The 24,342-nt window shown below is 65.3% G+C and carries 22 protein-coding genes; 15 read left to right on the forward strand and 7 right to left on the reverse strand.

The features are described from left to right. Nucleotides 1-113 precede the first annotated feature (113 nt). The 7 genes from AIOL_RS21295 (at nucleotide 114) to AIOL_RS21325 (ending at nucleotide 6,191) form a co-directional block, all read left to right on the forward strand. Nucleotides 114-1,211, forward strand: a complete 1,098-nt coding sequence (locus AIOL_RS21295; protein ID WP_049644830.1) for an alcohol dehydrogenase family protein — start codon at nucleotides 114-116, stop codon at nucleotides 1,209-1,211. A 64-nt stretch (nucleotides 1,212-1,275) separates the two neighbouring features. After that, on the forward strand, nucleotides 1,276-1,848 hold the full coding sequence (locus AIOL_RS21300) for a dimethylsulfonioproprionate lyase family protein (protein ID WP_049644831.1): 573 nt from the start codon (nucleotides 1,276-1,278) through the stop codon (nucleotides 1,846-1,848). Further along, nucleotides 1,845-2,411: a dimethylsulfonioproprionate lyase family protein gene (locus AIOL_RS21305; RefSeq protein ID WP_049644832.1), complete on the forward strand. Its 567-nt coding sequence runs from the start codon at nucleotides 1,845-1,847 to the stop codon at nucleotides 2,409-2,411. The genes AIOL_RS21300 and AIOL_RS21305 overlap by 4 nt, the downstream gene beginning before the upstream one ends. 644 nt (nucleotides 2,412-3,055) lie before the next feature. After that, nucleotides 3,056-3,451: a DUF1801 domain-containing protein gene (locus AIOL_RS25615; protein ID WP_082152722.1), complete on the forward strand. Its 396-nt coding sequence runs from the start codon at nucleotides 3,056-3,058 to the stop codon at nucleotides 3,449-3,451. Further along, nucleotides 3,448-3,735, forward strand: a complete 288-nt coding sequence (locus tag AIOL_RS21315; RefSeq protein WP_049644833.1) for a cupin domain-containing protein — start codon at nucleotides 3,448-3,450, stop codon at nucleotides 3,733-3,735. Before AIOL_RS25615 ends, AIOL_RS21315 begins: the two co-directional genes overlap by 4 nt. After that, the gene (locus AIOL_RS21320; RefSeq protein WP_049644834.1) at nucleotides 3,732-4,835 is read left to right on the forward strand and encodes a mandelate racemase/muconate lactonizing enzyme family protein; all 1,104 of its coding nucleotides are present in this window, start codon (nucleotides 3,732-3,734) and stop codon (nucleotides 4,833-4,835) included. The genes AIOL_RS21315 and AIOL_RS21320 overlap by 4 nt, the downstream gene beginning before the upstream one ends. Before the next feature lie 81 nt (nucleotides 4,836-4,916). Beyond that, nucleotides 4,917-6,191 carry an aspartate aminotransferase family protein gene (locus tag AIOL_RS21325; protein WP_049644835.1) on the forward strand — a complete coding sequence of 425 codons (1,275 nt, stop codon included), beginning with the start codon at nucleotides 4,917-4,919 and terminating at the stop codon, nucleotides 6,189-6,191. Between the two features lie 133 nt (nucleotides 6,192-6,324). Here the strand turns inward: AIOL_RS21325 and AIOL_RS21330 are convergent, their stop codons facing one another. Next, on the reverse strand, nucleotides 6,325-7,080 hold the full coding sequence (locus AIOL_RS21330; RefSeq protein WP_049645598.1) for a DeoR/GlpR family DNA-binding transcription regulator: 756 nt from the start codon (nucleotides 7,078-7,080) through the stop codon (nucleotides 6,325-6,327). A 127-nt stretch (nucleotides 7,081-7,207) separates the two neighbouring features. Here AIOL_RS21330 and glpD point away from each other — a divergent pair, with 127 nt between their 5' ends. Next, nucleotides 7,208-8,767 carry a glycerol-3-phosphate dehydrogenase gene (gene glpD / locus AIOL_RS21335; protein ID WP_049644836.1) on the forward strand — a complete coding sequence of 520 codons (1,560 nt, stop codon included), beginning with the start codon at nucleotides 7,208-7,210 and terminating at the stop codon, nucleotides 8,765-8,767. Between the two features lie 65 nt (nucleotides 8,768-8,832). Here glpD and AIOL_RS21340 read toward each other — a convergent pair whose 3' ends face one another. The 5 genes from AIOL_RS21340 to AIOL_RS21360 all read right to left on the reverse strand — a co-directional run bounded on the left by AIOL_RS21340 (nucleotide 8,833) and on the right by AIOL_RS21360 (nucleotide 14,166). Then, nucleotides 8,833-10,275 carry a mannose-1-phosphate guanylyltransferase/mannose-6-phosphate isomerase gene (locus AIOL_RS21340; protein WP_049644837.1) on the reverse strand — a complete coding sequence of 481 codons (1,443 nt, stop codon included), beginning with the start codon at nucleotides 10,273-10,275 and terminating at the stop codon, nucleotides 8,833-8,835. Nucleotides 10,276-10,364: 89 nt separating this feature from the next. Then, entirely contained in the window at nucleotides 10,365-11,246 is an 882-nt protein-coding gene (rfbA, locus tag AIOL_RS21345; RefSeq protein ID WP_049644838.1) for a glucose-1-phosphate thymidylyltransferase RfbA, read from the reverse strand. 1 nt (nucleotide 11,247) lies between these two features. Then, nucleotides 11,248-12,291, reverse strand: coding sequence for a dTDP-glucose 4,6-dehydratase (gene rfbB, locus AIOL_RS21350; protein ID WP_049644839.1), 1,044 nt, complete (start codon nucleotides 12,289-12,291; stop codon nucleotides 11,248-11,250). Nucleotide 12,292: 1 nt separating this feature from the next. Further along, a complete protein-coding gene (rfbC, locus tag AIOL_RS21355) occupies nucleotides 12,293-12,847 on the reverse strand; it encodes a dTDP-4-dehydrorhamnose 3,5-epimerase (RefSeq protein ID WP_049644840.1) in 555 nt (184 codons plus the stop codon). A gap of 308 nt (nucleotides 12,848-13,155) precedes the next feature. Next, the gene (locus AIOL_RS21360; RefSeq protein ID WP_049644841.1) at nucleotides 13,156-14,166 is read right to left on the reverse strand and encodes a sterol desaturase family protein; all 1,011 of its coding nucleotides are present in this window, start codon (nucleotides 14,164-14,166) and stop codon (nucleotides 13,156-13,158) included. A 183-nt stretch (nucleotides 14,167-14,349) separates the two neighbouring features. On the opposite strand from AIOL_RS21360, the gene AIOL_RS21365 reads away from it, so the two are divergent. Then, nucleotides 14,350-15,312 (forward strand): aldo/keto reductase, encoded by a 963-nt coding sequence (locus AIOL_RS21365; protein WP_235439125.1) that lies wholly within the window; start codon nucleotides 14,350-14,352, stop codon nucleotides 15,310-15,312. Here the strand turns inward: AIOL_RS21365 and AIOL_RS21370 are convergent. After that, nucleotides 15,309-16,040, reverse strand: a complete 732-nt coding sequence (locus AIOL_RS21370) for an SDR family oxidoreductase (protein WP_049644843.1) — start codon at nucleotides 16,038-16,040, stop codon at nucleotides 15,309-15,311. The two genes, AIOL_RS21365 and AIOL_RS21370, sit on opposite strands and share 4 nt — an antisense overlap. 328 nt (nucleotides 16,041-16,368) lie before the next feature. Between AIOL_RS21370 and AIOL_RS21375 the strand changes: the two genes are divergently transcribed. Genes AIOL_RS21375 through AIOL_RS21400 form a run of 6 tightly spaced genes read left to right on the forward strand, consistent with a single transcriptional unit; the run spans nucleotide 16,369 to nucleotide 23,897 of the window. Continuing rightward, on the forward strand, nucleotides 16,369-17,826 hold the full coding sequence (locus tag AIOL_RS21375) for an ABC transporter substrate-binding protein (protein WP_235439126.1): 1,458 nt from the start codon (nucleotides 16,369-16,371) through the stop codon (nucleotides 17,824-17,826). Nucleotides 17,827-17,838: 12 nt separating this feature from the next. Then, nucleotides 17,839-18,990: a carbohydrate ABC transporter permease gene (locus tag AIOL_RS21380; RefSeq protein ID WP_049644845.1), complete on the forward strand. Its 1,152-nt coding sequence runs from the start codon at nucleotides 17,839-17,841 to the stop codon at nucleotides 18,988-18,990. Then, nucleotides 18,987-20,171 carry a carbohydrate ABC transporter permease gene (locus tag AIOL_RS21385; protein ID WP_049644846.1) on the forward strand — a complete coding sequence of 395 codons (1,185 nt, stop codon included), beginning with the start codon at nucleotides 18,987-18,989 and terminating at the stop codon, nucleotides 20,169-20,171. Before AIOL_RS21380 ends, AIOL_RS21385 begins: the two co-directional genes overlap by 4 nt. Before the next feature lie 3 nt (nucleotides 20,172-20,174). Next, nucleotides 20,175-21,245 carry an ABC transporter ATP-binding protein gene (locus AIOL_RS21390; protein ID WP_049644847.1) on the forward strand — a complete coding sequence of 357 codons (1,071 nt, stop codon included), beginning with the start codon at nucleotides 20,175-20,177 and terminating at the stop codon, nucleotides 21,243-21,245. Then, nucleotides 21,235-22,248 carry an alcohol dehydrogenase catalytic domain-containing protein gene (locus AIOL_RS21395; protein ID WP_200898774.1) on the forward strand — a complete coding sequence of 338 codons (1,014 nt, stop codon included), beginning with the start codon at nucleotides 21,235-21,237 and terminating at the stop codon, nucleotides 22,246-22,248. Before AIOL_RS21390 ends, AIOL_RS21395 begins: the two co-directional genes overlap by 11 nt. Then, nucleotides 22,245-23,897, forward strand: a complete 1,653-nt coding sequence (locus AIOL_RS21400; protein ID WP_049644849.1) for a GMC family oxidoreductase — start codon at nucleotides 22,245-22,247, stop codon at nucleotides 23,895-23,897. Before AIOL_RS21395 ends, AIOL_RS21400 begins: the two co-directional genes overlap by 4 nt. The last annotated feature ends 445 nt before the right edge of the window (nucleotides 23,898-24,342 follow it).

A 24,342-nucleotide genomic window follows, 5' to 3' on the forward strand; every position in this document is an offset into this window, starting at 1 on the left:
GGCATGATGCTTCTCCGGTTTTCAAATATCCCGGGGGAGCGCGAGGGGGCAGCGCCCCCTCGCACCGGTCGGATTGGCGCAGCCAATTCGAAAACAGAATAGGAGCCACGCCCATGACCGATATTCCCACCACAATGCGTGCCATCGTGCTGACCGGCCATGGCGGGCTGGACAAGCTGGAATACCGCACCGACTGGCCGGTGCCGCAGCCCGCGCCGCATCAGGTGCTGATCAGGGTGCATGCCACGGGCATGAACAACACGGACGTGAACACGCGCTCGGGCTGGTATTCCAAGGACGTGACCGAGGGCACCACGGGCGGCGCCTATGAGGCGGTGGGCGACGGCGACGGCACCTGGGGCGGCTCCGGCGTGACGTTCCCGCGTATTCAGGGCGCGGATGTCTGCGGCACGGTGGTGGCGGCGGGGGCCGAGGCCGACGCGGGCCTGATCGGCAAGCGGGTGATCACCGACAATTGGGTGCGCGACTGGGACGACCCGCTGAACAAGGACAAGGCGCGGTATTTCGGCTCGGAACTGGACGGGGGGTACGCCGAGTATTGCGTGACTGACTACCGGAACGTGGGCGCGGTGGACAGCGACCTCAGCGACGCAGAGCTGGCCACGTTCTCGTGCAGCTACACCACTGCCGAAGGGATGCTGAGCCGGGCGCAGGTCAAGGCGGGCGACCGGGTGCTGATCACCGGGGCCTCGGGCGGGGTCGGCTCCGCGCTGATCCAGCTGGCGAACCGGCGCGGGGCGGTGACTATCGCGATGGCCTCGCCCGCCAAGCACGGCGAGGTCGCCAAGCTGAGCCCCGCCCACATCCTGGATCGCGCGCCAGAGGATCTCGGCCAGGCCCTGGCCGACGCCACGGGCTCGGATAAGGTCGACGTGGTGGCCGATATCGTCGCGGGGCCGTATTTCCCGACGCTGATCGAGCAGATCAGCCGCGGCGGGCATTACGTGACCTCGGGTGCGATCGCGGGGCCCATCGTGGAGCTGGACGTGCGCACGCTCTACCTCCAAGACCTGACCTTCCACGGCTCGACGGTGGTGGAGCCGCATATCTTCCGCGACCTGATCACCTATATCGAGCGCGGCGAGGTCAAGCCCATCGTGGCGGGCACCTACAAGCTCGAGGACTTCCATGCGGGCCAGGAGACCTTCATCGCCAAGACCCATACCGGCAATATCGTGGTGATCCCGTGACCCGGGCGGGGGCAGATTTTTACAAAAAATCTGAGCCGAATTTTTTCAAAAATTCGGGCCCCGCATGACGCGCGCGGTTTGGGATAATCTGCTGGCCGAAGCACGGACCGCCCACCAGGGCGCGCTTGCCGCGTTCTGCCCGTTCCCGGATGACTTAAAGCCGCGCGACCCGCGGCCCTACAGGATCCGGCCCGCGGCCCTGTTTGAGGTCGAGGCGCTCACCGATCCCTTGGCCCGCGCTTACCAGGAGGCCAGCCCGGTCGCGCAATGGCGCGAGACCTGGAAGGGCAGCGATATCGACGCGACCTTCCTCGACCGCTTCGGCTGCTACTGCCTGATCGGCGGCGGCGGCGCGTTCATGAGCAAGTCCATGGCCGCGTATCTCGTCTATATGCCGCCGGGGCTGCACTACCCCTGGCATCAGCACCCGGCGGAGGAGATCTATTTCGTCCTCGCGGGCAGCGCCACGTTCCGGCGCGCGGGCGCTGCGCCTCAGGTGCTGGGCCCGGGCCAGCACGTTGTTCACGCGTCCAACCAGCCGCACGCGACCACGACCTTGGATCAACCGCTGCTGGCGCATGTGCTCTGGAAGGGGGATCTGACCGTAAAGCCGACCTGGGCGCGGGGCGCGCTGTGACGGGCCTTGCCGGGCTCCTTGAGGCCGCGCGGCGGCTGCATGAGGCCACGCCGTCCTTGCGGGATTTCGCGCCATGGCCCAGGGATCTGCGGCCCGTGCCAAAGCCTCCGGTGCCGTGCCCCGCATCCGCCCTGCTTGCGGGCTTGCCCGCGCGCGCGCCCCTGCTTGCCGAGACGATGGCCGTCGCCGACCAGCTGGAGTGGCGCCGCACCTATAGCGCCGACGAGGTGGGCCAGGATTTCCTCAACCGCTACGGCTATGTCGAGCTCTATGGTCCGTGCGGGCACTTCCACTCTGCGCAGTCTCGCGGCTACATCGCATTCTGGGACGCCGGGCTGGATTATGGCTGGCACGACCACGCCGCCGAGGAGCGCTATTTTGCGCTGCACGGATCGCCGCTGTTTCTGTCCAGATCACAGCCAAAGGCGCGCCTGCAACCGGGCGAGACCCGCAGCCACGCCTCCTATGAACAGCACGCCATGCGCACGTTGGACACACCGTTCTTCTGCTACGCGATTTGGCGCGGCGCGGGGCTGGCGGAACTGCCGCGGATGTCGGCATGAGACCGGGCCGCGCCACAGACGTCCTGGACCTGACCCGGAGCCTCATTAACCGGGGCGCCCCGGATCAAGCCCGGGGGGCGTTGCCTCACCTGGCGCCTGCGCCGATCGACGCGGAGACCACGCAAGCGACGCGGATCGAGCAGATCACGAACCGCGTGATCCAGGGCCACGGCTGTGCCAAGGCGCCAGTGGACGCCGCCCGCGGGAGCCGTCTCGGGGAGAGCCTCTGCGCCCCACTTCTGGCCAAGGACTGCCGGGGCGAAGGGGTCACCACGGCAATGCGCGCGCATCTGCCCGCCTTCAGGCTCCAGGAGCGGCGGGTCAACACGGGCGATCTGCACAAAAACAACACCCGCCCCACCGGCGCGCCCGGCCCCCTACCGCCAACGCCAAGCCCTACACCCCGCGCGCGTCCGGCCCTTGCGTCGCGCCTGACTACGAGAGCCTCGGCGCACCGGCAGAGAGTTCCAAACAACCCCATGCTTCACCTTGTCTCAAATACGCAATCCCGCCGCCCGCGCCCAGCGCAAGCACCCCTAAACTGGGCGCGCGTAATACCCCAATCCAAGGGGCCGAGCGCAGCGAGGCCCCCCCCTGGCGACGACGAAGTCGGCGCAATTCCTCCTCAAGGAAGGGCAGCAATTATGAGCAAAGCACCCGCCCCCGATATGGCCCACGCGATCGGTGCCACAGCCGCGCCTGACCGGCTGCGCGAGATCCGCGCGCTGATCCTGCGCACCGCCGCTGAGATGGGCATCGAGGTCACCGAGGCGCTCAAATGGGGCCAGCCGGCCTTCCTGCCGCCCAAAAGGGACGGCACCACGATCCGGCTCGGCGCGACCCCGACCCACGCTAAGCTCTTCGTGCACTGCCAGACAACGCTCATCGACCAATACCGGGACCGCTTCCCAACCGAGTTCACCTATGAGGGCAACCGCGCCGTCCTAATGCCCCTCGACCAGCCCCTGAACGCCGACGCGCTCGCGCAGGTGATCGCGCTGGCGCTGACCTATCACCGCCGCAAAAGGACCCCCAAATGACCCGCCCGCAGGCCACCGCCACCCAGCTCATCGACGACGCGCGCACCCGCGTGACCCGGTTCGAATTCGCCCCGGGCGCCGAGACCGGCTGGCACATCCACCAGATGGATTATGTGATCACCACGCTCACGGACTGCCACATGGTGCTGGAGCATCCCGATGGCACGGAGACGCAAACCACCATCCCCGCAGGCACCGCCTACCGCCGCGACGCCGGCGTCGAGCACAACGTGATCAACGCGGGCGACGCGCCCATGTCCTTCATCGAGGTCGAGCTGAAGTGAAGATCACCTCCATCCGTCTCTGGCATGTGCCGCTGACCAGCCACGCGACCTATTACATGGCCGCGGGCAAGACCTGTGACACGGTCGAGACGGTGGTGCTGGCGCTCGGCACGGATGCCGGGCTGACCGGCTGGGGCGAGGTCTGTCCGATCCCACATTACCTGCCGGCCTACGCGCGCGGGGTGGCGCCCGCGGTGCAGGAGATGGCGCCGGTGATCCTCGGCGCGGACCCGGTGGGGCCAGAGGCGCTGATGGCGCGGCTCGACGCGCATCTGCCGGACCACCGCTATACCAAATCCGCGCTCGACATCGCGCTCTGGGATCTGACTGCGCAGGCGGCGGGGCTGCCGCTGCACGCGCTTATGGGCGGGCAGCGCCAACAAGACCTGCCGCTCTACCACTCGATCACCTGCATTGACCCCGACGAGATGGCGCGCATCGCCCGCGAGGCCTATGCCACCGGCATCCGCCAGTTCCAGTGCAAGCTGGGCGCCGATGACGACTGGCGCGCGGATGTGGCGCGGCTGGCCAAGGTGCGCGAGGCCGTCGGAGACGGCCCGCTGGTCTATGGCGACTGGAACTGCGGGACGGATCGGCTGACGGCGACCCGTGTGGGTCGCGATGCCTCCCGACTGGATGTCATGCTCGAGGCGCCCTGCGCCACCCTCGCCGAATGCCAGGCGGTGCGCGACGCCACCGGCCTGCCGATGAAGATGGACGAACTGGCGCATGACACCGCGACGCTTCTGGAGGCGCATCAGCGGCAGGTCCTGGATGCGGTGGCGCTGAAGATCTCGAAATTCGGCGGGCTCTCTAAGCTGCGGCAGGCCCGGGACCTCTGCCTGCATCTGGGCGCGCGGATGTGCGTGGAATGCACCTGGGGCTCTGACATTGTGACCGCCGCCGCGCTGCATCTGGGCGCGGCGACCGAGCCACGGCTGTTGCTGAATGTCTGCGACCTCTCCAGCTATGTGGGCCCGCGGCTGGACCCGAACGCCCCGGCGCGCACGGGCGGGCGGATCGCGCCGCCGTCGGGGGCAGGGCTCGGCGTGTCGCCCGATCTTGACCTGCTGGGGGCGCCAGATGCCGTGTTCGATTAGCCCGCTTGCCCGACGCCGTGCCCGACACATGCCCGACAAAAGCCCGACGTTTTGCCGACACCCGAAATTGGAGCAAAATCCATGAACCGCATCTCCACGCAAGCCGAATGGATCGCCCGCGCCGCCGAGGTCCTGCCCGCCGCCGGTTTCGGCAATTTCGACCCCGGGATCGTGATCTCCCGCGGTGCGGGCAGCCGTGTCTGGGACGCGGACGGCAATGAATATATCGACTACCTGATCGGCTCGGGGCCAATGCTTATCGGGCATGGCCACCCCGAGGTGATGGAGGCCGTGTTCGAGCAGCTGCCAAAGGGCATGACGTTTTTTGCCAATAACGCCAAAGGGATAGAGCTGGCCGAAGAGATCGCTCGCGCGGTGCCCTGCGCCGAGCAGGTGCGCTACGTGTCCTCCGGCGGCGAGGCCGATATGTACGCGATGCGCCTGGCGCGGGCCTATACCGGGCGCGACAAGATCCTGAAATTCGAGGGCGGCTATCACGGCATGTCAGCCGAGGCGCAGATGTCCCTGGCGCCCACGCGCATGGTGAACTTCCCGCAGGCGGTGCCGGATTCCGCGGGCATCCCAGAGACGGTACGCGCCGAGATGCTGATCGCGCCCTTCAATGACATCGAATTCGTCAAGTCTCTGATCGCAGAGCATAAATCCGAGCTCGCCGCGGTGATCGTCGAGCCCTTGCAGCGCATTATTCCGCCCGCACCGGGCTTTTTGCAGGCGCTGCGCGATCTCTGTTCCGCGAATGACATCCTGCTGATCTTTGACGAGATCGTCACTGGGTTCCGCTTTGCCTATGGCGGCGCGCAGGAGCTCTACCGCGTGACGCCCGACATCTGCACGCTGGGCAAGATCATCGGCGGGGGCTTTCCGCTGGCCGCCATCGCGGCGAGCCGCGAGATCATGGCGCATTTCGACAAATCCCTGGTAGGCGCCGACAAGTGGTTGATGCAGCTTGGCACGCTCTCGGGGAACCCAGTGGCCTCTGCGGCGGGGCTCAAGACGATGGAGATCTTGGCCCGCGACGGGCAATACGCGCGCCTGCGCGAGACGGGCGAGCGCATCCAGCGCATGGCGTCCAAGTCACTGAAGGCGCAGGGTATTCCGCATCAGATCACCGGCGATGCGACGCTCTTTGACATCCTGTTTCTGGATCGCCCGGCGCGGGATTACCGCGACGTGATCCAGGCGGATGGCGCATGGAACGCAGCGTTTAATGATCATTTACGCGGGTCTGGCATCTTTAAGAGCCCGGGCAAGCTCTATCCTTCCCTGGCGCTCACGCAAGCAGACCTGGAGCATACGGAGGCGGCATTCGAGGCCGCCGCCAGTGCGATTGGATGAGTGCAAGAGAGGGTATTTAGGTGAGAGCCGCGGCGCGCACGGGGGCCGTGCCCACCCTGAATCATCTGTCGCGCACAGCGCTGAAGATTTCGTTAAGAAACGGCCGCCGCGCGCATCCGTCGCATCCGGGAGGTCAGATCAGGACTTCGGTCTTCCAGGTTTGAACGCGCTCGGCCAAGACGGCAGGCAGATCCGCGTCGGTGGCGAAGTGGTCCATCTCGTCTAGGCGCGCAATCCGCGCGGGGGCCTTGCGCGAGAATTTGGACCCATCCGCCACGAGTATCTTGCGCGCGGACTGCTGGAGCATCGCTTGGCTCACGCTGACCTCGCCGAGATCGAAGTCCAATATGTCGCCGCTTTCGCTGAGCGCCGAGCAGCCGATCACCGCGCAATCCAACGAGAATTGCTCCACCATGCGCAAGGCCATTGGCCCGATCAGCCCGCCATCGCTGTGCCGCATGGTCCCGCCAGCAACCACGACCTCGGCGCCGGGATTTCCCATCAGGATGTTGGCGACGTTCATGTTATTGGTCACCACCAAGAGGCGCTCGTGATGCAAAAGCGCCTGCGCCACCGCCTCGGTCGTGGTGCCGATGTTCAGAAACAGGGAGGCCCCGTCGGGGATCAACTCTGCGGCGCGGCGCGCGATCTGCGCCTTCGCCTGGGCATTCAATCCGCGGCGATCCTGGTAGGCGATGTTGCTCAAGCCCGAGGGCAGCACCGCACCGCCATGCACCCGCGAAAGGCGCCCCGCCTCCGCCAGTTCCGCAAGGTCCCGCCGAATGGTCTGCACCGTGACCCCGAAATGCTCGGCCAGGCCGTCCACGGTCACCTTGCCGTCGCGCCGGGCGATCTCGAGGATGTCGGGCTGTCGGAAGCTCTGTGGCATGCGGTGTTCCTTTGCGCGCAGTTTCTTTCGGGTTTGCGCGTATTGCAAGGGAAATGGCCCTAATACGGTTTCGAATCGCGGGTGTTATGCCTATATTGGTTTTCGGATTTGTTCGTTTGAGGCTGGCATGGCACATCAGGACCCCCTGGATCTCTTCATCATCGGCGGCGGCATCAATGGCTGCGGCATCGCGCGGGACGCTGCGGGGCGCGGGCTGAAGGTGAGCCTGGCGGAGATGAACGACCTCGCCTCGGCGACCTCCTCGGCCTCCACCAAGCTGTTCCATGGCGGGTTGCGCTATCTGGAATACCTGGAGGTCCGGCTGGTGCGCGAGGCGCTGATCGAGCGCGAGACCCTGCTGCGCGCCATGCCGCATATCTCTTGGCCGATGCGCTTTGTGCTGCCCTATCACCGCGAGCAGCGGTTCGAGGGCGATACGCCCGTGGGCCGCGCGCTGCGGCTGGTGATGCCCTGGATGAAGGGGCGCCGCCCGGCCTGGCTGATCCGGCTGGGGCTGTTCATGTATGACAATCTGGGCGGGCGGAAGATCCTGCCGGGCACCCGCACGCTGGACCTGACCAGCGACCCCGCCGGAGCACCGCTGCAGCCGCAATACGCCAAGGCGTTCGAGTATTCCGACTGCTGGATCGAGGACAGCCGCCTGGTGGTGCTGAACGCCCGCGACGCGGCGGCGCGCGGGGCCGAGATCATGACGCGCACAAAGGTCACTTCGGCCGAGAACCGCGACGGAGTGTGGCATGTCACGCTCTCGAACGGCGAGACCCGGCAGGCCCGCATGCTGGTGAACGCGGCCGGTCCCTGGGTCGAGGACGTCATCAAGGGCGTCGTGCGACTGAACGCCCGCGAGGGGGTGCGCCTTGTGCGCGGCAGCCATATCGTGACCCGCAAGCTGTTTGACCACGACAAGTGCTACTTCTTTCAGGGCCGCGACGGGCGGATCATCTTCGCCATCCCTTACGAGGGCGACTTCACCCTGATCGGGACCACGGATGCGGATCATGCAGATCCCAGCACCCGGCCCGAGATCACCGATGCCGAGCGCGACTATCTGCTGGATTTCGCGTCGGAGTATTTCAAACAGACGGTCACCCGCGATGACATCGTGTGGACCTATTCCGGCGTGCGCCCGCTGTACGACGACGGCGCCAGCAGCGCCTCGGCGGCGACGCGAGACTACGTGTTGAAGGTCGACGAGAGCGCCGGCGCGCCGGTGTTGAACGTCTTCGGCGGCAAGATCACGACCTACCGCAAGCTTGCGGAGCACGCCCTGGCGAAGATAGGCGCGCATCTAGACGTCAAGGCGGATTGGACGGGCGGCGTCGCGCTGCCCGGGGGCGATTTCCCGGTCGACGGCGTCGCCGCGCAGGTTGGGGCGCTGCAAGACGCCCATGGGTTCCTAACGGATGCCTGGGCCAAGCGGCTCGTCCGGGCCTACGGTACCGAAGCGGCCGAGATCTTGTCGGGCGCCGACACCGCGGCAGATCTGGGGCAGCATTTCGGGGCGACATTGACCGCGCGCGAGGTCGCGTGGCTGATGGATCGCGAATACGCCCGCACCGCCGAGGACGTGGTCTGGCGGCGCTCGAAGCTTGGGCTAAAGATGGACAAGGAACAGGTGGCTAGCTTGGACGCCTGGATGGCGCAGCAAAAGGACGCCGCGGCGTAGCGGTCTACCTGGCGGGGGGGGCGAGGCGGGTCAGTGGCCCGTATGGGCCACCGCCAAGCCGCACCCTATTCCCTTGAATACACGTCCTCGTAGCGCACGATGTCATCCTCGCCGACATAGGCGCCGGTCTGCACCTCGATAAGCACCATCGGCACCTTGCCGGGGTTCTCCATCCGGTGCTTGGCGCCCAGCGGGATGTAGACGCTTTCGTTCTCGGTCACCAGCCGCACCTGGTCGTCCACGGTCACCCTGGCGGTGCCCTCGACCACGATCCAATGCTCGGACCGGTGGTGGTGGCTTTGCAGCGACAGCGCCGCGCCGGGATGCACGCAGATGCGCTTGACCTGGAAGCGCCCGCCGACCACGAGGCTTTCGAACCAGCCCCAGGGTCGGTGGTCTTTGGGGAACTGCGTGGCCTGGCTGGACTGCTTTGCCTTCAGCGCGGCCACGGCCTTTTTGACGTCCTGCGCGGCATTCATATCGGCGACCAGCACCGCGTCGTTCATCGCCACGGCCATGATGTTCTTTAGCCCGATGCCGACGACCTCCATGCGCTCGGATTCGGCGCGCAGCAGCGTGTCGGTGCAGTCGATGGCGGTGGCCCCGCTGCTGGTGACCACGCCGTCACCGTCGGGGCCGCTCTCGCGCCAGACCGCGTCCCAGCCGCCCAGGTCCGACCAGGCGGCAGAGAACGGCACCACCGAGAGGTTCTCGGCGCGCTCCATGACGGCATAGTCGATCGAGATGTCTTCGGCCTGCGCCCAGGGGGCTGGTGCGAGACGCAGGAACCCCAGATCGGGCTTGGCGTCGTCCAGCGCGGCCTGGACCGGCGCCATCACGCTCGGCGCGGTCGCCTTAAAGGCGGCGATGATGTCGGTGGCCTTGAACAGGAAGATCCCGGCGTTCCAAAGGAAGGTCCCGGCGTCCAGCATCTCTTGGGCGCGGGCCTCGCCGGGCTTCTCAACGAAGCGCGTCAGCTTGACCGGCGCGCCGTCAGCGGCGGGTGCGGCGCCAAGCTCTAGATAGCCATAGGCGGTTTCGGGATGGGTGGGCGTGATGCCAAAGGTCACCAGGTCGCCCGCCTCCACCGCGGCCAGCCCGCGCGCAACCGCGGCGCGGAAGGCGTCCGCGTCGGGCACAACGTGATCAGAGGGCGCGACCAGCAGCACCGCGCCAGGGGTCGCGGCCTCGGCAAAAAGCGCTGCGGCGAGGATCGCGGGCGCCGTGTTGCGGCCCTCGGGCTCGATCAGGATCGCGCCGGGGTCGATCCCCGCCGCCTGCAGCTGCTCGGTCACGATAAAGCGGAAATCGGTGTTGGTCAGCACCAGCGGCGCCTCGAAGGACACAGCCCCGTCCGAGCCCGTCATGCGGCGCGCCGAGGCCTGAAACAGCGTCTCCTCGCCCATCAATTGCGCGAACTGCTTGGGGTAGCTTTTGCGCGACAGCGGCCAAAGCCGGGTCCCGGAGCCACCGCACAGAATTACCGGCGTAACATTAGTAGAAGTCATGGACGTATCCCCAGAGTTGCCATCGAGAGTCTTGCGGTTTGCGCACCGATTTGGCGCCGGCTCTCAATGCCCACGAGGCGCCAGGCGGGTCAAGCCTTTAGCAGGCGCCGCAGATAGGCCCCATAGCTATTTTTGCCAAACATCTTAGCGCGTTCGGCCAGCCCTTCGGCGTCGATCCAGCCTTGCTCAAAGGCGATCTCGTCGAGCGAGCCGGTCTGCATCCCCTGCCGCTCTGTCAGGGTGCGCACGAAGTTTCCGGCATCCAGCAGGCTGGCATGGGTTCCGGTGTCCAGCCAGGCAAAGCCGCGCCCCATGCGCTGCACGTCCAGCAGCCCCTCGCTCAGGTAGCTCTCCAGCAGCGAGGTGATCTCCAGCTCGCCGCGCGCAGAGGGCCGCACCGCGCGGGCGCGCTCCGGCGCCGTCCCGTCTAGGAAATAGAGCCCGGTGACCGCGTAGTTCGACGGCGGGTTGGCGGGCTTCTCGATGATCTCCTGCGCCTTCCCATCGGCGTCGAACCCCACCACGCCGTAACGCTCTGGGTCCGCCACGTGGTAGCCGAACACCGTCCCGCCGGTCTTGCGCGCGTCCGCCGCGGCCAGCACCTCGGGCAGCCCATGCCCGAAAAAGATGTTGTCGCCCAGCACCATCGCCGAGGGTGCGCCGTCCAGAAACGCCTCGGCCAGCAGGTAGGCCTGCGCCAGCCCATCGGGCGAGGGCTGCTGGATATAGGTAAAATCCAGCCCCCATGGCGCGCCGTCCCCAAGAAGGCGCTGGAACTGCGACTGGTCCTCGGGCGTGGTGATCACCGCGATCTCGCGGATGCCCGCCAGCATCAGCGCGCTCAGCGGGTAGTAGATCATCGGCTTGTCATAGATCGGCAGGAGCTGCTTGGAGATCCCCATGGTGATCGGGTAGAGCCGGGTCCCGGACCCGCCCGCCAGAATGATGCCCTTGCGGTTCGTCTTCGTCATCCTAAGCGGCTCCCAGTCTTTTGCCCACGCCGTCGCGGCCCTGCAGCGCGCGCCACCAGTCCTCGTTCTCTAGATACCAGTCCACTGTGCGCTCCAGACCCTCTTGCAGGGTCACCGACGGCCGCCAGCCAAGCTCGTCACGGATGCGGGTTGGGTCGATGGCATAGCGCATGTCGTGCCCGGGCCGGTCGGTCACAAAGGCGATCTGATCGGCGTAGGGATGGTTCTTGGGCCGCTTGGCGTCCAGGATCGCGCAGATGCTGCGCACGATGTCGATATTCTTCGCCTCGTTCTCGCCGCCGATATTGTAGGTCCGCCCCAGGGCGCCCTTCTCCAGCACGGTCAGAAGCGCGTCGGCGTGGTCCTCGACGAAGAGCCAGTCGCGCACGTTTTGCCCCTGGCCGTAGACCGGGATCTCCTCGCCCGCCAGGGCGCGCAGGATCACCACCGGGATGAGCTTTTCGGGGAAGTGGAACGGCCCGTAATTGTTCGAGCAGTTCGTCATCACCACCGGCAGCCCATAGGTGTGGTGCCAGGCGCTGACCAGGTGGTCGCTGGCCGCCTTGGAGGCGGAGTAGGGCGAGCGCGGGTCATAGCCGGTGTCCTCGGTGAACATCACCTCGGGGTCGTCCGGCAGCGAGCCGAACACCTCGTCGGTCGATATGTGATGGAACCGGAACGCCTCGGGCTTGCCCGCCTTGGTCCAATAGGCCCGCGCGGCCTCCAGCATCGTGTAGGTGCCGGTGATATTGGTCTCGATGAAGTCGCCGGGCCCGTCGATGGAGCGGTCCACATGGTTCTCGGCGGCCAGGTGCATCACCGCGTCGGGGGCGTGCTGGGCGAAGACCGCGTCCAGCCCCGCCCGGTCGCAGATGTCCACCTGGGCGAAGGCGTAGCTGGGGCTGCCGGCCACGCTGGCCAGGTTCGCCTCGCAGGCCGCGTAGGTCAGCTTGTCCACGTTCACCACCGCGTGCCCGCGCGACACCGCCAGCCGCACCACCGCCGAGCCGATGAACCCGGCGCCGCCGGTTACAAGTATCCGCATCTCAGGCGCTCCATGTGAAGGGGCTTTGGAAGTCGCGCAGCGCCACCGCGGCGGCGTCCTTGTCCGACAGGACCGGCGCGCCCGCAAAGCCCCACTCGATGCCGCAGCTGTCCCAGCGCACCGCGCCGTCGCAGGCGGGGGCGTAATAATCGCTGCACTTATAGATGATCTCGGTCTCGGGCGCGCGGGTCACAAAGCCATGCAGGAAGCCCGCGGGCACCAAAAGCTGCTTGCCGTTCTCAAAGCTCAGCTCTTCACCGACCCACTGCCCGTAGGTGGGCGAGCCCACCCGGATGTCCACCGCCACGTCGAACAGGGCGCCGCGCCCGCAGCGCACCAGCTTGTCCTGGGCGTGCGGCGGCGCCTGAAAGTGCAGCCCGCGCAGCGTGCCCACCTCCATCGACATAGAGTGGTTGTCCTGCACAAAGGCGTAATCCAACCCGACATCGGCCATCCGGCGCGCGTTCCAGCTCTCGCTGAAGAAGCCGCGGGCATCGCCGAACCTCTTTGGGGTCAGAATTAGAACCCCTGAAAGTTTTGTCTCAATGATCTCCATCGGCCAGCCGCTTGGTCTAAATTACACGATGACTTGCTTGGTAAACGCTCGAAAGGCAAGGTCAAACATGCGCGCGTAGCGTGAAGGTGCGGGTGCGATGGCAGCGATCTGGCGCGGGTTGTGACCGCGATGCTTCCAGTGGCAGCACCTTGCCGCCGCCCTTTCGTGGCCAATGCGAATCCGCTGCGCAACACGCCAGCGGCATCGGCGCATGAACCACACCGCTACGGTTGAGCCGTGCAATAGCGTCAAGCCCGCAATCGGTCAGGACATTAGGCGCAGCAATCCGCTTGGGCCAAGCTGGGTCCTTAGGTCGACGTTCCATTTGCCTGGCGGAACTTTCGGCGGCGGGCCTTCATGGCCGCATCCGCCTCGGGCGATCCGTCATGGAAGGACCCGAACCACTTGTCCAAGGGCACCATCCCGTCGGCATAGTTCACCTCGTGATAGCGATGATGCAGGTAATGCGCGTAGTAGGATGTGTTCCAGGTGGATTTGTCGCCCAGCACCACGCGATCGAAACCGGTATGCCCCTGCGCCGGCGCCAACCCCGGCCGCGAGGCCAGGTTGATCATGTGGATCGGGTGCGCGGGCACCACAAAGAAGATCAGGATCGACGAGAAGTAAATCACATGCTCGATCGGGTGCATGGACAGCCCCGACCATGGGCCGGGGTTCACGTTGCGGTGGTGCAGCTTATGCGCCACGCGGTAGAGCGGCGGCCAATGCAATAGCCGATGCGCAAAGTAGAACCCGACCTCATGCACGAACGGCACCAAGAAAAACAGGGCCACAAAGCCAACCGGGTTCTCCGCGGGGTTGATCATCGACGCGTAGCCGTTCGCATAGGCCCAAAGCAGCAAAAGCTCGTAGGCCGTCCAGATCGGCACGCCGCTGGCCAGCGTCCAGAACATGTTGTCATAGGTCTGGTTCTTGAACAGAAAGACCGCCGAGTCCTCACTCGGCCAGTTGCGGTTGTACTTGAACGCGGTGTCCTGCAGGCGCCAGACGTAGAGCCACAGATGCCACGCGCCGTAGACCAGCACGGCCAGCCCCAGGTTGCGGCCCAGCATCAAGGCCATAAGCCCCAAGGATGGGGTCTCGAACCGCTCCAGTGACGGCGTCAGGTAGACCCAGATGCCCACCGCGAAGACGGCATAAAGCAGGTTCCAGGGCAGCAGGTAGCCCGGGAAGGCGAAGAACCATTTCAGGAAGGCCCAGGGCTGGGGCGGCCAGGCGAATGTCGGCCCATAGCTGATGCGCTCGTTCGGGCTCCAATAGCCCCGGCTATCCTCGCTGCCGAATTTAGAGTCGTCCATAATGCGGCCTCCGGGCAATCTATGGCCGCAAGCTTACCGGCAAATCGCGTTTTGGCAAACGCGTCGACCGGCGGATAAAATCGCCTTGGGCGACGGGGCGCAAATCAGTAGTGTGACGCAGCAACCATCCCCGATCCGAAGGCATTTGAGATGAACCATAAGCGACGCGTTGGCAGAACCGCCTTGCAGATTGACACGTTGGGGCTGGGCGGCGCGCCGCTTGGCGGCAATTTCGTGGACCTTCTCGACACCCAGGCCAAAGAGCTGGTCGAGGCCGCCAAGGCCGCCGGGATCGGCTATTTCGACACCGCGCCCTGGTATGGCTTCGGCCGGTCCGAGCGGGTGATGGGCGACATGCTGCGCGGCACCGACTATGTGCTGTCTGACAAGGTGGGGCGGCTCTTGCGGCCCGGCGCCGTGCCCAACCCGATGGATTTCGGCATGGTCGATCCGCTGCCGTTCCATGTGGTCTACGACTACGGCTATGACGGGATCATGCGCGCCTTTGAGGACAACCTGCAGCGGCTCGGGCTGGACCGGATCGACATCCTGCTGGCGCATGACATCGGCGCCTTCCAGCACGGCGCGGCGGAGAACGCGCGCCATTTCAAGGACCTCGCGGAGGGCGGCTATCGCGCGATGGACGAGCTGCGCCGTGGCGGGCTGGTCAAGGCCATTGGTCTGGGCGTGAACGAGAACGAGGTCTGCCAGGACGCGCTGGGCATTGGCGAATGGGACGTGTTCCTGCTGGCGGGGCGCTACACCTTGCTGGAGCAGACGCCACTTGACGCGCTGTTCCCGTCCTGCGCGGCGGCGGGGACCAGCATCATCTGCGGCGGGCCGTTCAACTCTGGCATTCTGGTCGGGCGCGAGATGTGGAATTACGCCAAGGCCCCGGCAGAGGTTCTGGACAAGGCCCGCGCGCTGGGCGCCGTGGCGGATGATTTCGGCATTCCCCTGGCGGCGGCGGCGCTGCAATTCCCGCTCGGGCATGAGATCGTCAGCTCCGTGATCCCCGGGCCGCGCGACAAGACCGAGCTGCAGCAGATCGTCGAATGGTTCCATGCGCCGATCCCCGCCGATTTCTGGACCGCGCTGAAGGGCAGGGGGCTGCTCGCAGAGGGCGCGCCAGTGCCTGCGGGCTAAACCGCGGTAAAGCCCCCGTCCACCGGCAGGCAGACCCCGGATATCATCGAGGCCGCGTCTGACAGCAGGAACACGATGGGCCCGGCGCAGTCCTCTTCGGTGGCCCAGCGGCGCAGCGGCATGGTCTGCAGGAACGGCCCGCCGATATCCTCGCGGCCCCAGTACCACTCGGACATCGGCGTCATCACAACGGTCGGGTTCACCGCGTTCACGCGGATGCCATGCGGGCCAAGCTCCAGCGCCGCGACGCGGGTCATGGCGTCCACCGCGCCTTTGGAGGACGCGTAAGAGATGTGCCCCTTAAGGCCAACCAACGACGCCTGGCTCGAGACGTTGACGATCGCGCCGCCCTTGCCGGCGGTCACCATGCCCTTTGAGGCGTGTTTGGTCACCAGCAGCGTGCCGCGGGCGTTGATGTCGATGACCTTGTCAAAGACGTCGATATCGGTGTCCATCGGGGTCGCGATCTCTCCGCCCCAGCCGCCGCAATTGACCAGGCCGTAGAGCTCCAGATCCGCAAGCGCTGCCGCGACCTCCTCCTCCGAGGTCAGATCGAAGGCGCGCGTGTCGCAACCGGTCTGCGCGGCCAATTCGGCCAGCTTCGCCTCGTCGCGGCCCGATGCGATGACATGCGCGCCTTCCTCGACCAGCAGCCGCACCGTCGCGGCGCCAATCCCGCCGGAGGCGCCGGTTACGAGAATAGCGCGGTCAGTTAGCCCAGAATCCATGCATCGCCCCTTTAGCTTTGTCCGGCTGGCTTTTTCCGGCTCGCTTTGTCCCGTTCGCTTTGTACGGCGGAACCGGCCAGGCGCATTTGGTAATAGATGCAGAGCTTTCACAAGCCTTGCATTGGACGGCGTGTTTTCGCGATGCGGGGCGCTATGCATCTTTAAATATAACGCCCCTCTTAGACTGGCTGGGGCAAGGCCCTAAAAAGATTCGGAAAGTTGGTAGCCAATCGTGAATTTGCGTCCTAAGCTGGCCTGCGTAGGGTCAAAGAATGCCCACACACGAAGAAATAAATTGGGAGGAAACTAGATGCATTTTCGCAAACAAATGGCTGCGCTTACAATTGGTGCTGCGGCACTCGGGGGCGTTGCTGCGCCTGCGGTCGCTCAGCACGAAGGCGTGACGGTAAACATCTTAACGCGGCCTGGATATGTCATCGCTGGGCCCTTGGTTGAGCGCGGCAAGGACTTCGAGGCGCTCACCGGCGCCAAGATCGTCGTGACCGAAGTGCCCTTCGCCGAGATCTTTCCGAAGATCCAGAACGACTGGGCCACGGGGACCAATTCGATTGACGTTGGCGTCTTCGCCGCCGGTTGGGGCGTCGAGCTGGACGCCGCGGGCCTGCTGGAGGATCTCGACCCTTACGTCGCCGCCGATGACAAGATCGACCTGGACGACATCGCGCCCTATTTCCGCGAGTTCGGCCAGAAGGTCGGCGGCAAGACCAAGCTCTTGATGGTCGATGGCGACTTTCAGATGGTCTACTACCGCACTGACGTGCTGACCGAAGCCGGTGTCGAGCCGCCCGTGACCTGGGAGGACTACCTGGACGTGGCCGGCAAGATCCACGGCATGGACATGAATGGCGATGGCGAGGCCGACTATGGCTCGTGCATCTTCAAGAAGCGCAACGCGCAGTCCTATTTCGCGATCCAGACCTTCGCGGCGCCGATTGTGCAGACGAATGGCACCGCGCAGGGCTTCCACTTTGACAACGCGACGATGAAGCCGCTGATCAATAACGCGGGCTGGAAGAAGGCGTTCGAGCTTTACAAGGCGACCGGCGAGTTCGGCCCTCCGGAAGAGCTGAACATGGATATCGGCGACACCCGCGCGCTGTTCAAGGCGGGCCGCTGTGGTCTGCTGGTCGAGTGGGGTGATCCCGGCACGCTGCAGCTTGACGACGACGCCTCGTCGATCAAGGGCAAGCTTTTCGCCATCGCGGCGATCGGGTCGCGCGAGGTGCTGGACCGCGAGACCGGCGCGCTGGTGCCCGCCACCGCCGAAAGCGCGCCGCATTCCATTGACGGCGTCAACTACTCGCCCTTCGCGGCGTTTGGCGGCTGGGCCGGTGCCATCAATAAGAAGGCGGACGCGGCAACCAAGGCGGCGGCCTATGACTTCCTGTCCTACATGAACCAGCCGGCGCAGTCGGGCGTGGACGTCACCATCGGCGCCACGGGCTACAACCCCTACCGCGTGTCGCAGCTTGCCAGCACCGACAAGTGGGTCGAGGCGGGCATGCCGCAGGCGCTGGCCGACAACTACCTCGGTGCGATCAACGGCGCCCTGGCCAATCCCAACATGTCCTCCGACATGAAGATCCCCGGCGCGCAGCAATACACCGCCGTGGTGCTGGACACCCAGCTGGCCCGCTACCTCGCCGGTGAGATCACCGTCGAAGAGGCCCTGGAGAATATCGAAGAGGGCTGGGAGGAGATCACCGAGGACTTCGGTCGCGACGAGCAGGTCGAGGCCCAGGCCCTGGCGCTTGGTTCCGAATAAAGCACGCGATACATGACGTCTTATGAAAACACCCGCCAGCCGAGACCCTTCTCGGCTGGCGCAGGCACCCGCGACCGGCTGGGCGAGTGGGTGGACAAGCATTCGGGCACGTTCTTCATCGCGCCCGCTGTCACGCTGATCCTGATTTTCGCAATTTTCCCAACGATCTATTCGATCTTTTTTGCCCTAAGCCGGGTGCGCTGGTCCGGCGACGGGCTGAAGTTCCGCTATGTGGGCTTCCGCAACTTTTCCAAGCAGTTCTTCGGCAGCGCCGAGCAGCATTTCCTGGGCCGGTTGGACATCAGCGTCTTTGGCTGGGTGCTGTTTGGGATCATCGCCGCCGCGGTGCTGTGGTGGCTGATCCGCTCGGTGCGGATCACGACCTGGGTGGGGATGATTGGCCGCTCGATCTCGGCTGCGATGGCGATCTTCCTGGCCTATATCCTCTGCGCGTCGCTGATCTCGGGCAACAATATCGGCACGCTCTACACGACGCTGTTTTATGTGCTGGTGGGCTGCGCGATCCAGTTCGTGATCGGCACCGGGCTGGCGTTTTTGTGTTCGCAACCGATCTCCGGCAAGAACTTCTTCCGCGTCATCTTCTTCATCCCGCTGATGATCACGCCCCTGGGCGTGGGCTATGCGATGCGCATGGTGGCGGATGTGACCAAGGGGCCGTTCGAGCCGGTGCTTGGCTTTCTGGGCCTGGGCGATTGGGTCTGGTCCGCCGACGCCTGGTCGGCGCGGTTCATGATGATGGTCAGCGACAGCTGGCAGTGGATCCCCTTCATCTTCATCTGCATGCTGGCCGCGTTAGAGAACATCCCGCGCGATCACGTCGAGGCGGCGCAGGTTGATGGCGCCTCCAGCGTGCAGATCTTCCGCGAGATCACCTGGCCGCAGGTCCTGCCCGTGGCGGTGACGGTGCTGCTGATCCGGATGATCGAGGCCTTCAAGATCGTCGACCTGCCAAACATCATGACCGGGGGCGGGCCGGGGTCCGCGACCGAGTCGATGACGCTCAACTCGATGTATATCTGGCGCGCCAATGATCTGGGCGGCTCGGCGGCCATCGCCTATCTGCTCTTGATCCTCACGGTCGTGGTCTGCGCGTCCTTCTTCAACTACGTGGTCATGGGCCAGATCAGGAAGCCAAAGTCATGACGCAGGGCTCGTATCGCTTCAACAAGGCCGATCGCACGCTGGGCCAGCGCCTGTTCGAGGCCCCGTCCGTTGGCAAGATGTCGCCCTTTGCCAAGGTCGTGGCCTACTCGATGCTGGCGGTCTGGTCCTTCTTTGTGCTGTTTCCGATCTACTGGGTGGTGATCACGTCGTTCAAGGACGCCGCCGCGGTCAACCAGGGGCCGTATTACCTGCCGTTCTTTGACTTCCAGCCGACCTTGGAGGCCTGGCGCACGCAGTTCACCGAGGACCCCAATTGCAACTTCGCGGCCATCGCGCGGCAGTTCGGGCTGCTGGTCTATAACTCCTTTGTCTGGATCGTGTCGCCCGTTGTCGACCTGACGCCGATGGACCCGCAGATCTGCAAGATCTACCTAGCGTTCACGAACTCGGTGGTGATCAGCATCTTCTCGACGGGGCTCTGCGTGATCGTGGGGTCGATGGCGGCTTACGCATTGGCGCGCATCACCTATGAGCCGCGGTTCGGCAATATCATGATCTTCGTGGGGCTGATCGTGGTGGTGATCTACGCCACCACCTACGCCGGGGCGCCCTGGTGGGCGGCGGCGACCGTGGCGCTGGCGCTGTTCTACTTCCTTGCGCGGGCTTTGCGGGGCTACTTCAAGATGCACCTGCGCAATGGCGATATCCTGTTTTGGATCATCTCGCAGCGCATCCTGCCGCCGATTGTCATCGTGATCCCGATCTATGTGATGTTCCAGGCGGTGAAGATGCTGGACACGCATCTGGCGCTGATCCTGCTCTATGCGGTGGCGAATATGCCGATCGTGGTCTGGCTGATGCACGACTTCTTCGCCAACCTGCCGATCGAGCTCGAGGAATCCGCCCAGCTCGACGGCGCCACGCGGCCGCGCATCTTCTGGGAGATCGTCCTGCCGCTGACCCGGCCGGGGCTGGCGGCGACGACGCTGCTGATCCTGGTGCTGAGCTGGAACGAGTACCTCTTTGCGGTGTTCCTTGCGACCGTGAAGGTCCAGACCATGCCGATCATGGTGGCCGCCAAGAACGCAGGCGAAAAGGGCATCTTCTGGTGGGAGATGTGCGCGATCATTGTGGTCATGATCATCCCGGTGATCATCATGGCGATCCTGCTGACCAGATTCATATCCAGGGGTGTCCTAATGGGCGCGGTGAAAGGCTAAGAGATGGCAGATTATGGCCACAAGGCATCGGTTCGGTTCGAGAATGTCGAGAAAAGCTTTGGCGATGTGAAGGTGCTGCGCGACTTCGACCTAGAGGTCGAGCCGGGCGAGTTCGTCGTGCTGCTCGGGGCGTCGGGCTCGGGCAAGACCACGGCGCTGCGCATCCTGTCGGGGCTAGAGAACCCCTCGGCGGGGCAGGTCTATATCGACGACCATAACGTCACCGAGGTCCTGCCGAAGTACCGTGACATCTCGATGGTGTTTCAGTCCTACGCGCTCTACCCGCACAAAACGGTGGCCGAGAATATCGGCTTTCCCTTGAAGGTCCGCCGGGTCGGCAAGGAAGAGATGGATAAGGCCACGCGCGAGGCCGCGCGGCAGGTCCAGATCGAGGACCTGCTGGACCGTTACCCAAGGGAGCTCTCGGGCGGGCAGCGCCAGCGCGTGGCGCTGGCCCGCGCGGTGATCCGGCAGCCGTCGGTGTTCTTGATGGACGAGCCGCTCTCGAACCTCGACGCCAAGCTGCGCGGGCATATGCGGGCGCAGCTCAAGCACATGCAAAAGTCGATGGGGATCACAACGATCTATGTCACCCACGACCAGATCGAGGCCATGACCCTGGCCCATCGCGTGGCGATCCTGGAAAAGGGCGTGCTGCAACAGCTCGCCACCCCCGCCGAAATCTACAACAACCCCGCCAATCTCTTTGTGGCGCAGTTCATCGGCTCGCCGCCGATGAATGTGGTGCATGGGCGCATGGACGGCAACCAGTTCGTCACCAATGGCGTGCGGGTGGAGGCGTCGGTCTCGGCCAATATCGAGCGCGCGGTGATGGGGGTGCGGCCCGAGGATTGCTCCATCGCGCCGCCATCCGAGGGGACATTCGTGGGCAAGATCTTCACCAACGAGCTGATCGGCGACCACGCGCTGGTCACGGTCGATTGGGGCGACGATCAGATCGCCGTGAAGGCCCCCAAGGATTTCACCGGCGACCAGGGCGATGATGTCGGCGTCGTCATCCCACCCGATCACCTCTTCGTCTTTGACGAAAGCAACGGAAGTCGTGTCCGCTAGGCCACCCGAGACGATGCAGGCGACCCGGCTCTTGCGGACCGGGGACATCCGCACGGTCGAGGCCCCGGTACCACAGCCCGGCCCTGGCGAGCTGCTGATCAAGGTCGAGGCCGCGGGCATCTGCGGCACCGACCGGCATCTGTTCAAGGGCGAGTTCCCCTCGGTGCCGGGCAAGATCCTGGGCCATGAGTTCTCTGGCATCATCGTGGATGCGGGCGACACCGGGATGGACCTGGGCGCGCGCGTCACCTGCGATCCCAACACATGGTGCGGGGCCTGCGCGCAATGCCTGCGCGGGCGGGTCAATCTGTGCCAGAACAACATCGCCACCGGCATCCATCGCGACGGCGGCTTTGCCGAGTATTGCGCCTTTCCGGCCGCCAAGGCGGTGGTCCTGCCCGCCGGGCTCGACCCGCTCCATGGGGCCTTCTGCGAGCCCTTGGCCTGCACCCTGCATGGCATGGATATCGGCGCGGCGCAGGCGGGCGAGCGGGTGCTGGTGATCGGCGGCGGCGTGATCGGCCTCATGGCGGTTCAGATCGCGCGGCTGGCCGGGGCCGAGGTGGGCTTGCTGACCCACAGCGCCGCCAAACAAGGCCTGGGGCGTGAGCTGGGCGCCGATCACGCCGTGGGCGACGCGCAGTTGGTGCGCGAGATCTGGCCGGACGGGGCGGATCTGGTGGTGGAATGCGCGGGCGTGGCCGCGACGGTCGCGCAGGCCCCAAGCCTTGCCCGCACCGGTGGCCGTGTCGTGGTGCTGGGGGTGCTGCCACAGGGCGAGCAGGTCCCCATCGAGCCCTTCGATCTGCTGTTTCGCGAGGTGCAGATGCATTTCAGCTTCCTCAACCCATTCACCCATGCCCGCGCGGCGGCTATGATCGCGAATGGCAGCATCATTGTCGCGCCGCTGGTCAGCCGGTCGATCCCGCTGGACCAAGCCGCGGCGGCCATCGCCTCGCCGCCGCCAAAGGGCGAGGTCCGCGCCATCGTGGTGCCGAGGTGAGCGGCCAAACTGAAGAGTTCGACTACATCATCGTCGGTGCCGGCTCGTCGGGCTGTGTCCTGGCCTCCCGCCTCAGCGAGGACCCGGATGTCTCGGTTTTGGTGGTCGAGGCGGGCGGCGCCGACAAAAGCCTGCTCTTCCGCTGGCCGGCGGGCTTCGCGAAACTGACCAAAGGCATCGCAAGCTGGGGTTGGTCGACGGTGCCGCAAAAGCACCTCAACGACCGGGTGCTCTGGTACACCCAGGGCAAGGTCTTGGGCGGCGGCAGCACGATCAACGCGCTGAACTACACCAGGGGCCATGCGCGGGACTATGACGGCTGGGCCGAGGATGGCTGCGACGGGTGGAGCTACCGCGAGATCCTGCCCTATTTCAAACGCGCCGAGGGAAATGAGCGCTTTCATGACGACTACCACGGGACCGAGGGCCCGCTTGGCGTGTCGGCCTCTCGCGGCACTCTGCCCATCGCGGACGCCTTCGTGCGGGCGGCGCAGCAATACGGCATCCCTTACAACCCGGATTTCAACGGGCGCCAGCAAGCGGGCACCGGGTATTACCAGCTGACCCAGCGCGATCTGAAACGGTCCTCCACCGCAAGCGCCTATCTGCACCCCGCGTCGCAGCGCCCCAATCTTACGGTGCGGTCCGGGCAGCAGGTCCGCCGCATCGTGTTGCAGGGCAAGCGCGCCATCGGGATCGAGACCAATGAAGGCGGGCGCGCGCACCTGATCCGGGCCAGGCACGAGGTGCTGGTCACATCCGGCGCCATAGGCAGCCCGCGGCTGCTCCTGCTGTCCGGCATCGGCCCGGCGGATCACTTGGCGTCTGTGGGCATAGACGTGCGGCACGACCTGCCCGGGGTGGGGCAGAACCTGCAGGACCATTTGGACCTCTGCGCATTGGGCGAATGCAGCGGCCGCTATAGCTATGACGGCTATGACAGGTTCCCGCGATCCGCGCTCGCGGCCTTGCAATATGTGCTCTTTAAGTCCGGCCCGGTGACCTCGTCGCTGTTCGAGACCGGCGCCTTTTGGTTCTCCAATGACCAGGCCGACCGCCCGGACGTCCAGTTTCATTTCGGCCAGGGCTCGGGCATCGAAAAGGGGATCGTGACGGTCGACAAGGGCGGGGTGACGCTGAACTGCGCCTATATGCGCCCGAAATCTCGAGGGTCGGTGACGCTGGCCAGCGCGGACCCCGACGACGCGCCCTTGATTGATCCAAATTACTGGTCCCACCCGCAGGACCGCGAGGGCTCCCTGAATGGGCTAGAGATTGCCCGCGAGATCCTGTCCCAGCCCGCGTTTGAGCCCTTCCTGGCGCGCGAAGCCCTGCCCGGTCCCCAGGTGAAGACCCGCGAGGATCTGTTCGCCTATGCCTGCCGCATGGCCAAGACCCAGCACCATCCCGCCGGGACCTGCCGCATGGGGGTCGGAGACATGGCCGTGGTTGACCCGCAGCTCAGCGTGCATGGGCTGGAGGGCCTTCGCGTCTGCGACAGCTCGATCATGCCGACGATCAATTCTTCGAACACAAACGCACCCACAATCATGATCGGCGAGAAGGCCAGCGACCTGATCCGCGCCCTGCCGCCTTTGCCCGCCGCGCTGCTAGAGCACAACCGGGGCCCAAGGCTGAACGGCGCTTGAAAGACCCTAGCGGCGGCGCCAAAACCCTCCGCTTTTGGATGCCCTTTCCCGCACCATTCCCTGACGAAGCCACAGCGCGATTACCACCGCAGGATCTGTTTACTCGGGCGCGGAAGCGATCCGTAGGGTGGGCAATTTGCCCACCGCGATCACACGGCACTGATTACTCGGTAGAGCGCGTGATCTCACGCACCATTCCCCGACGAAGCCACAACGCCCCCACCACCGCGTGGTCGGTATACTCGGGCGCGGAAGCGAACTGTAGGGTGGGCAATTTGCCCACCGCGATCACACGCATCCTTCCCCAACGACGCCACAACGCTCCCACCACCGCGCGGTCCGTTAACCATGCTCACTGCCCGACAAGGTGCCATACGCAAGGCCGACACTTTGCCGACGCTTCGCCGACCCCGGATTTCCCAACAAAATAAGCCATCAACCGCCC

It is taken from the genome of Candidatus Rhodobacter oscarellae (genome assembly GCF_001078595.1).
GTDB classification, from domain to species: Bacteria; Pseudomonadota; Alphaproteobacteria; order Rhodobacterales; family Rhodobacteraceae; genus Rhodobacter_B; species Rhodobacter_B oscarellae.

Coding starts and splice junctions, on each gene's coding strand:
- AIOL_RS21295 (WP_049644830.1), top strand. CDS start 114: ATGACCGATATTCCCACCACAATGCGTGCCATCGTGCTGACCGGCCAT.
- AIOL_RS21300 (WP_049644831.1), top strand. CDS start 1,276: ATGACGCGCGCGGTTTGGGATAATCTGCTGGCCGAAGCACGGACCGCC.
- AIOL_RS25615 (WP_082152722.1), top strand. CDS start 3,056: ATGAGCAAAGCACCCGCCCCCGATATGGCCCACGCGATCGGTGCCACA.
- AIOL_RS21315 (WP_049644833.1), top strand. CDS start 3,448: ATGACCCGCCCGCAGGCCACCGCCACCCAGCTCATCGACGACGCGCGC.
- AIOL_RS21325 (WP_049644835.1), top strand. CDS start 4,917: ATGAACCGCATCTCCACGCAAGCCGAATGGATCGCCCGCGCCGCCGAG.
- AIOL_RS21330 (WP_049645598.1), bottom strand. CDS start 7,080: ATGCCACAGAGCTTCCGACAGCCCGACATCCTCGAGATCGCCCGGCGC.
- glpD (WP_049644836.1), top strand. CDS start 7,208: ATGGCACATCAGGACCCCCTGGATCTCTTCATCATCGGCGGCGGCATC.
- AIOL_RS21340 (WP_049644837.1), bottom strand. CDS start 10,275: ATGACTTCTACTAATGTTACGCCGGTAATTCTGTGCGGTGGCTCCGGG.
- rfbA (WP_049644838.1), bottom strand. CDS start 11,246: ATGACGAAGACGAACCGCAAGGGCATCATTCTGGCGGGCGGGTCCGGG.
- rfbB (WP_049644839.1), bottom strand. CDS start 12,291: ATGCGGATACTTGTAACCGGCGGCGCCGGGTTCATCGGCTCGGCGGTG.
- rfbC (WP_049644840.1), bottom strand. CDS start 12,847: ATGGAGATCATTGAGACAAAACTTTCAGGGGTTCTAATTCTGACCCCA.
- AIOL_RS21360 (WP_049644841.1), bottom strand. CDS start 14,166: ATGGACGACTCTAAATTCGGCAGCGAGGATAGCCGGGGCTATTGGAGC.
- AIOL_RS21370 (WP_049644843.1), bottom strand. CDS start 16,040: ATGGATTCTGGGCTAACTGACCGCGCTATTCTCGTAACCGGCGCCTCC.
- AIOL_RS21375 (WP_235439126.1), top strand. CDS start 16,369: ATGGCTGCGCTTACAATTGGTGCTGCGGCACTCGGGGGCGTTGCTGCG.
- AIOL_RS21380 (WP_049644845.1), top strand. CDS start 17,839: ATGACGTCTTATGAAAACACCCGCCAGCCGAGACCCTTCTCGGCTGGC.
- AIOL_RS21385 (WP_049644846.1), top strand. CDS start 18,987: ATGACGCAGGGCTCGTATCGCTTCAACAAGGCCGATCGCACGCTGGGC.
- AIOL_RS21390 (WP_049644847.1), top strand. CDS start 20,175: ATGGCAGATTATGGCCACAAGGCATCGGTTCGGTTCGAGAATGTCGAG.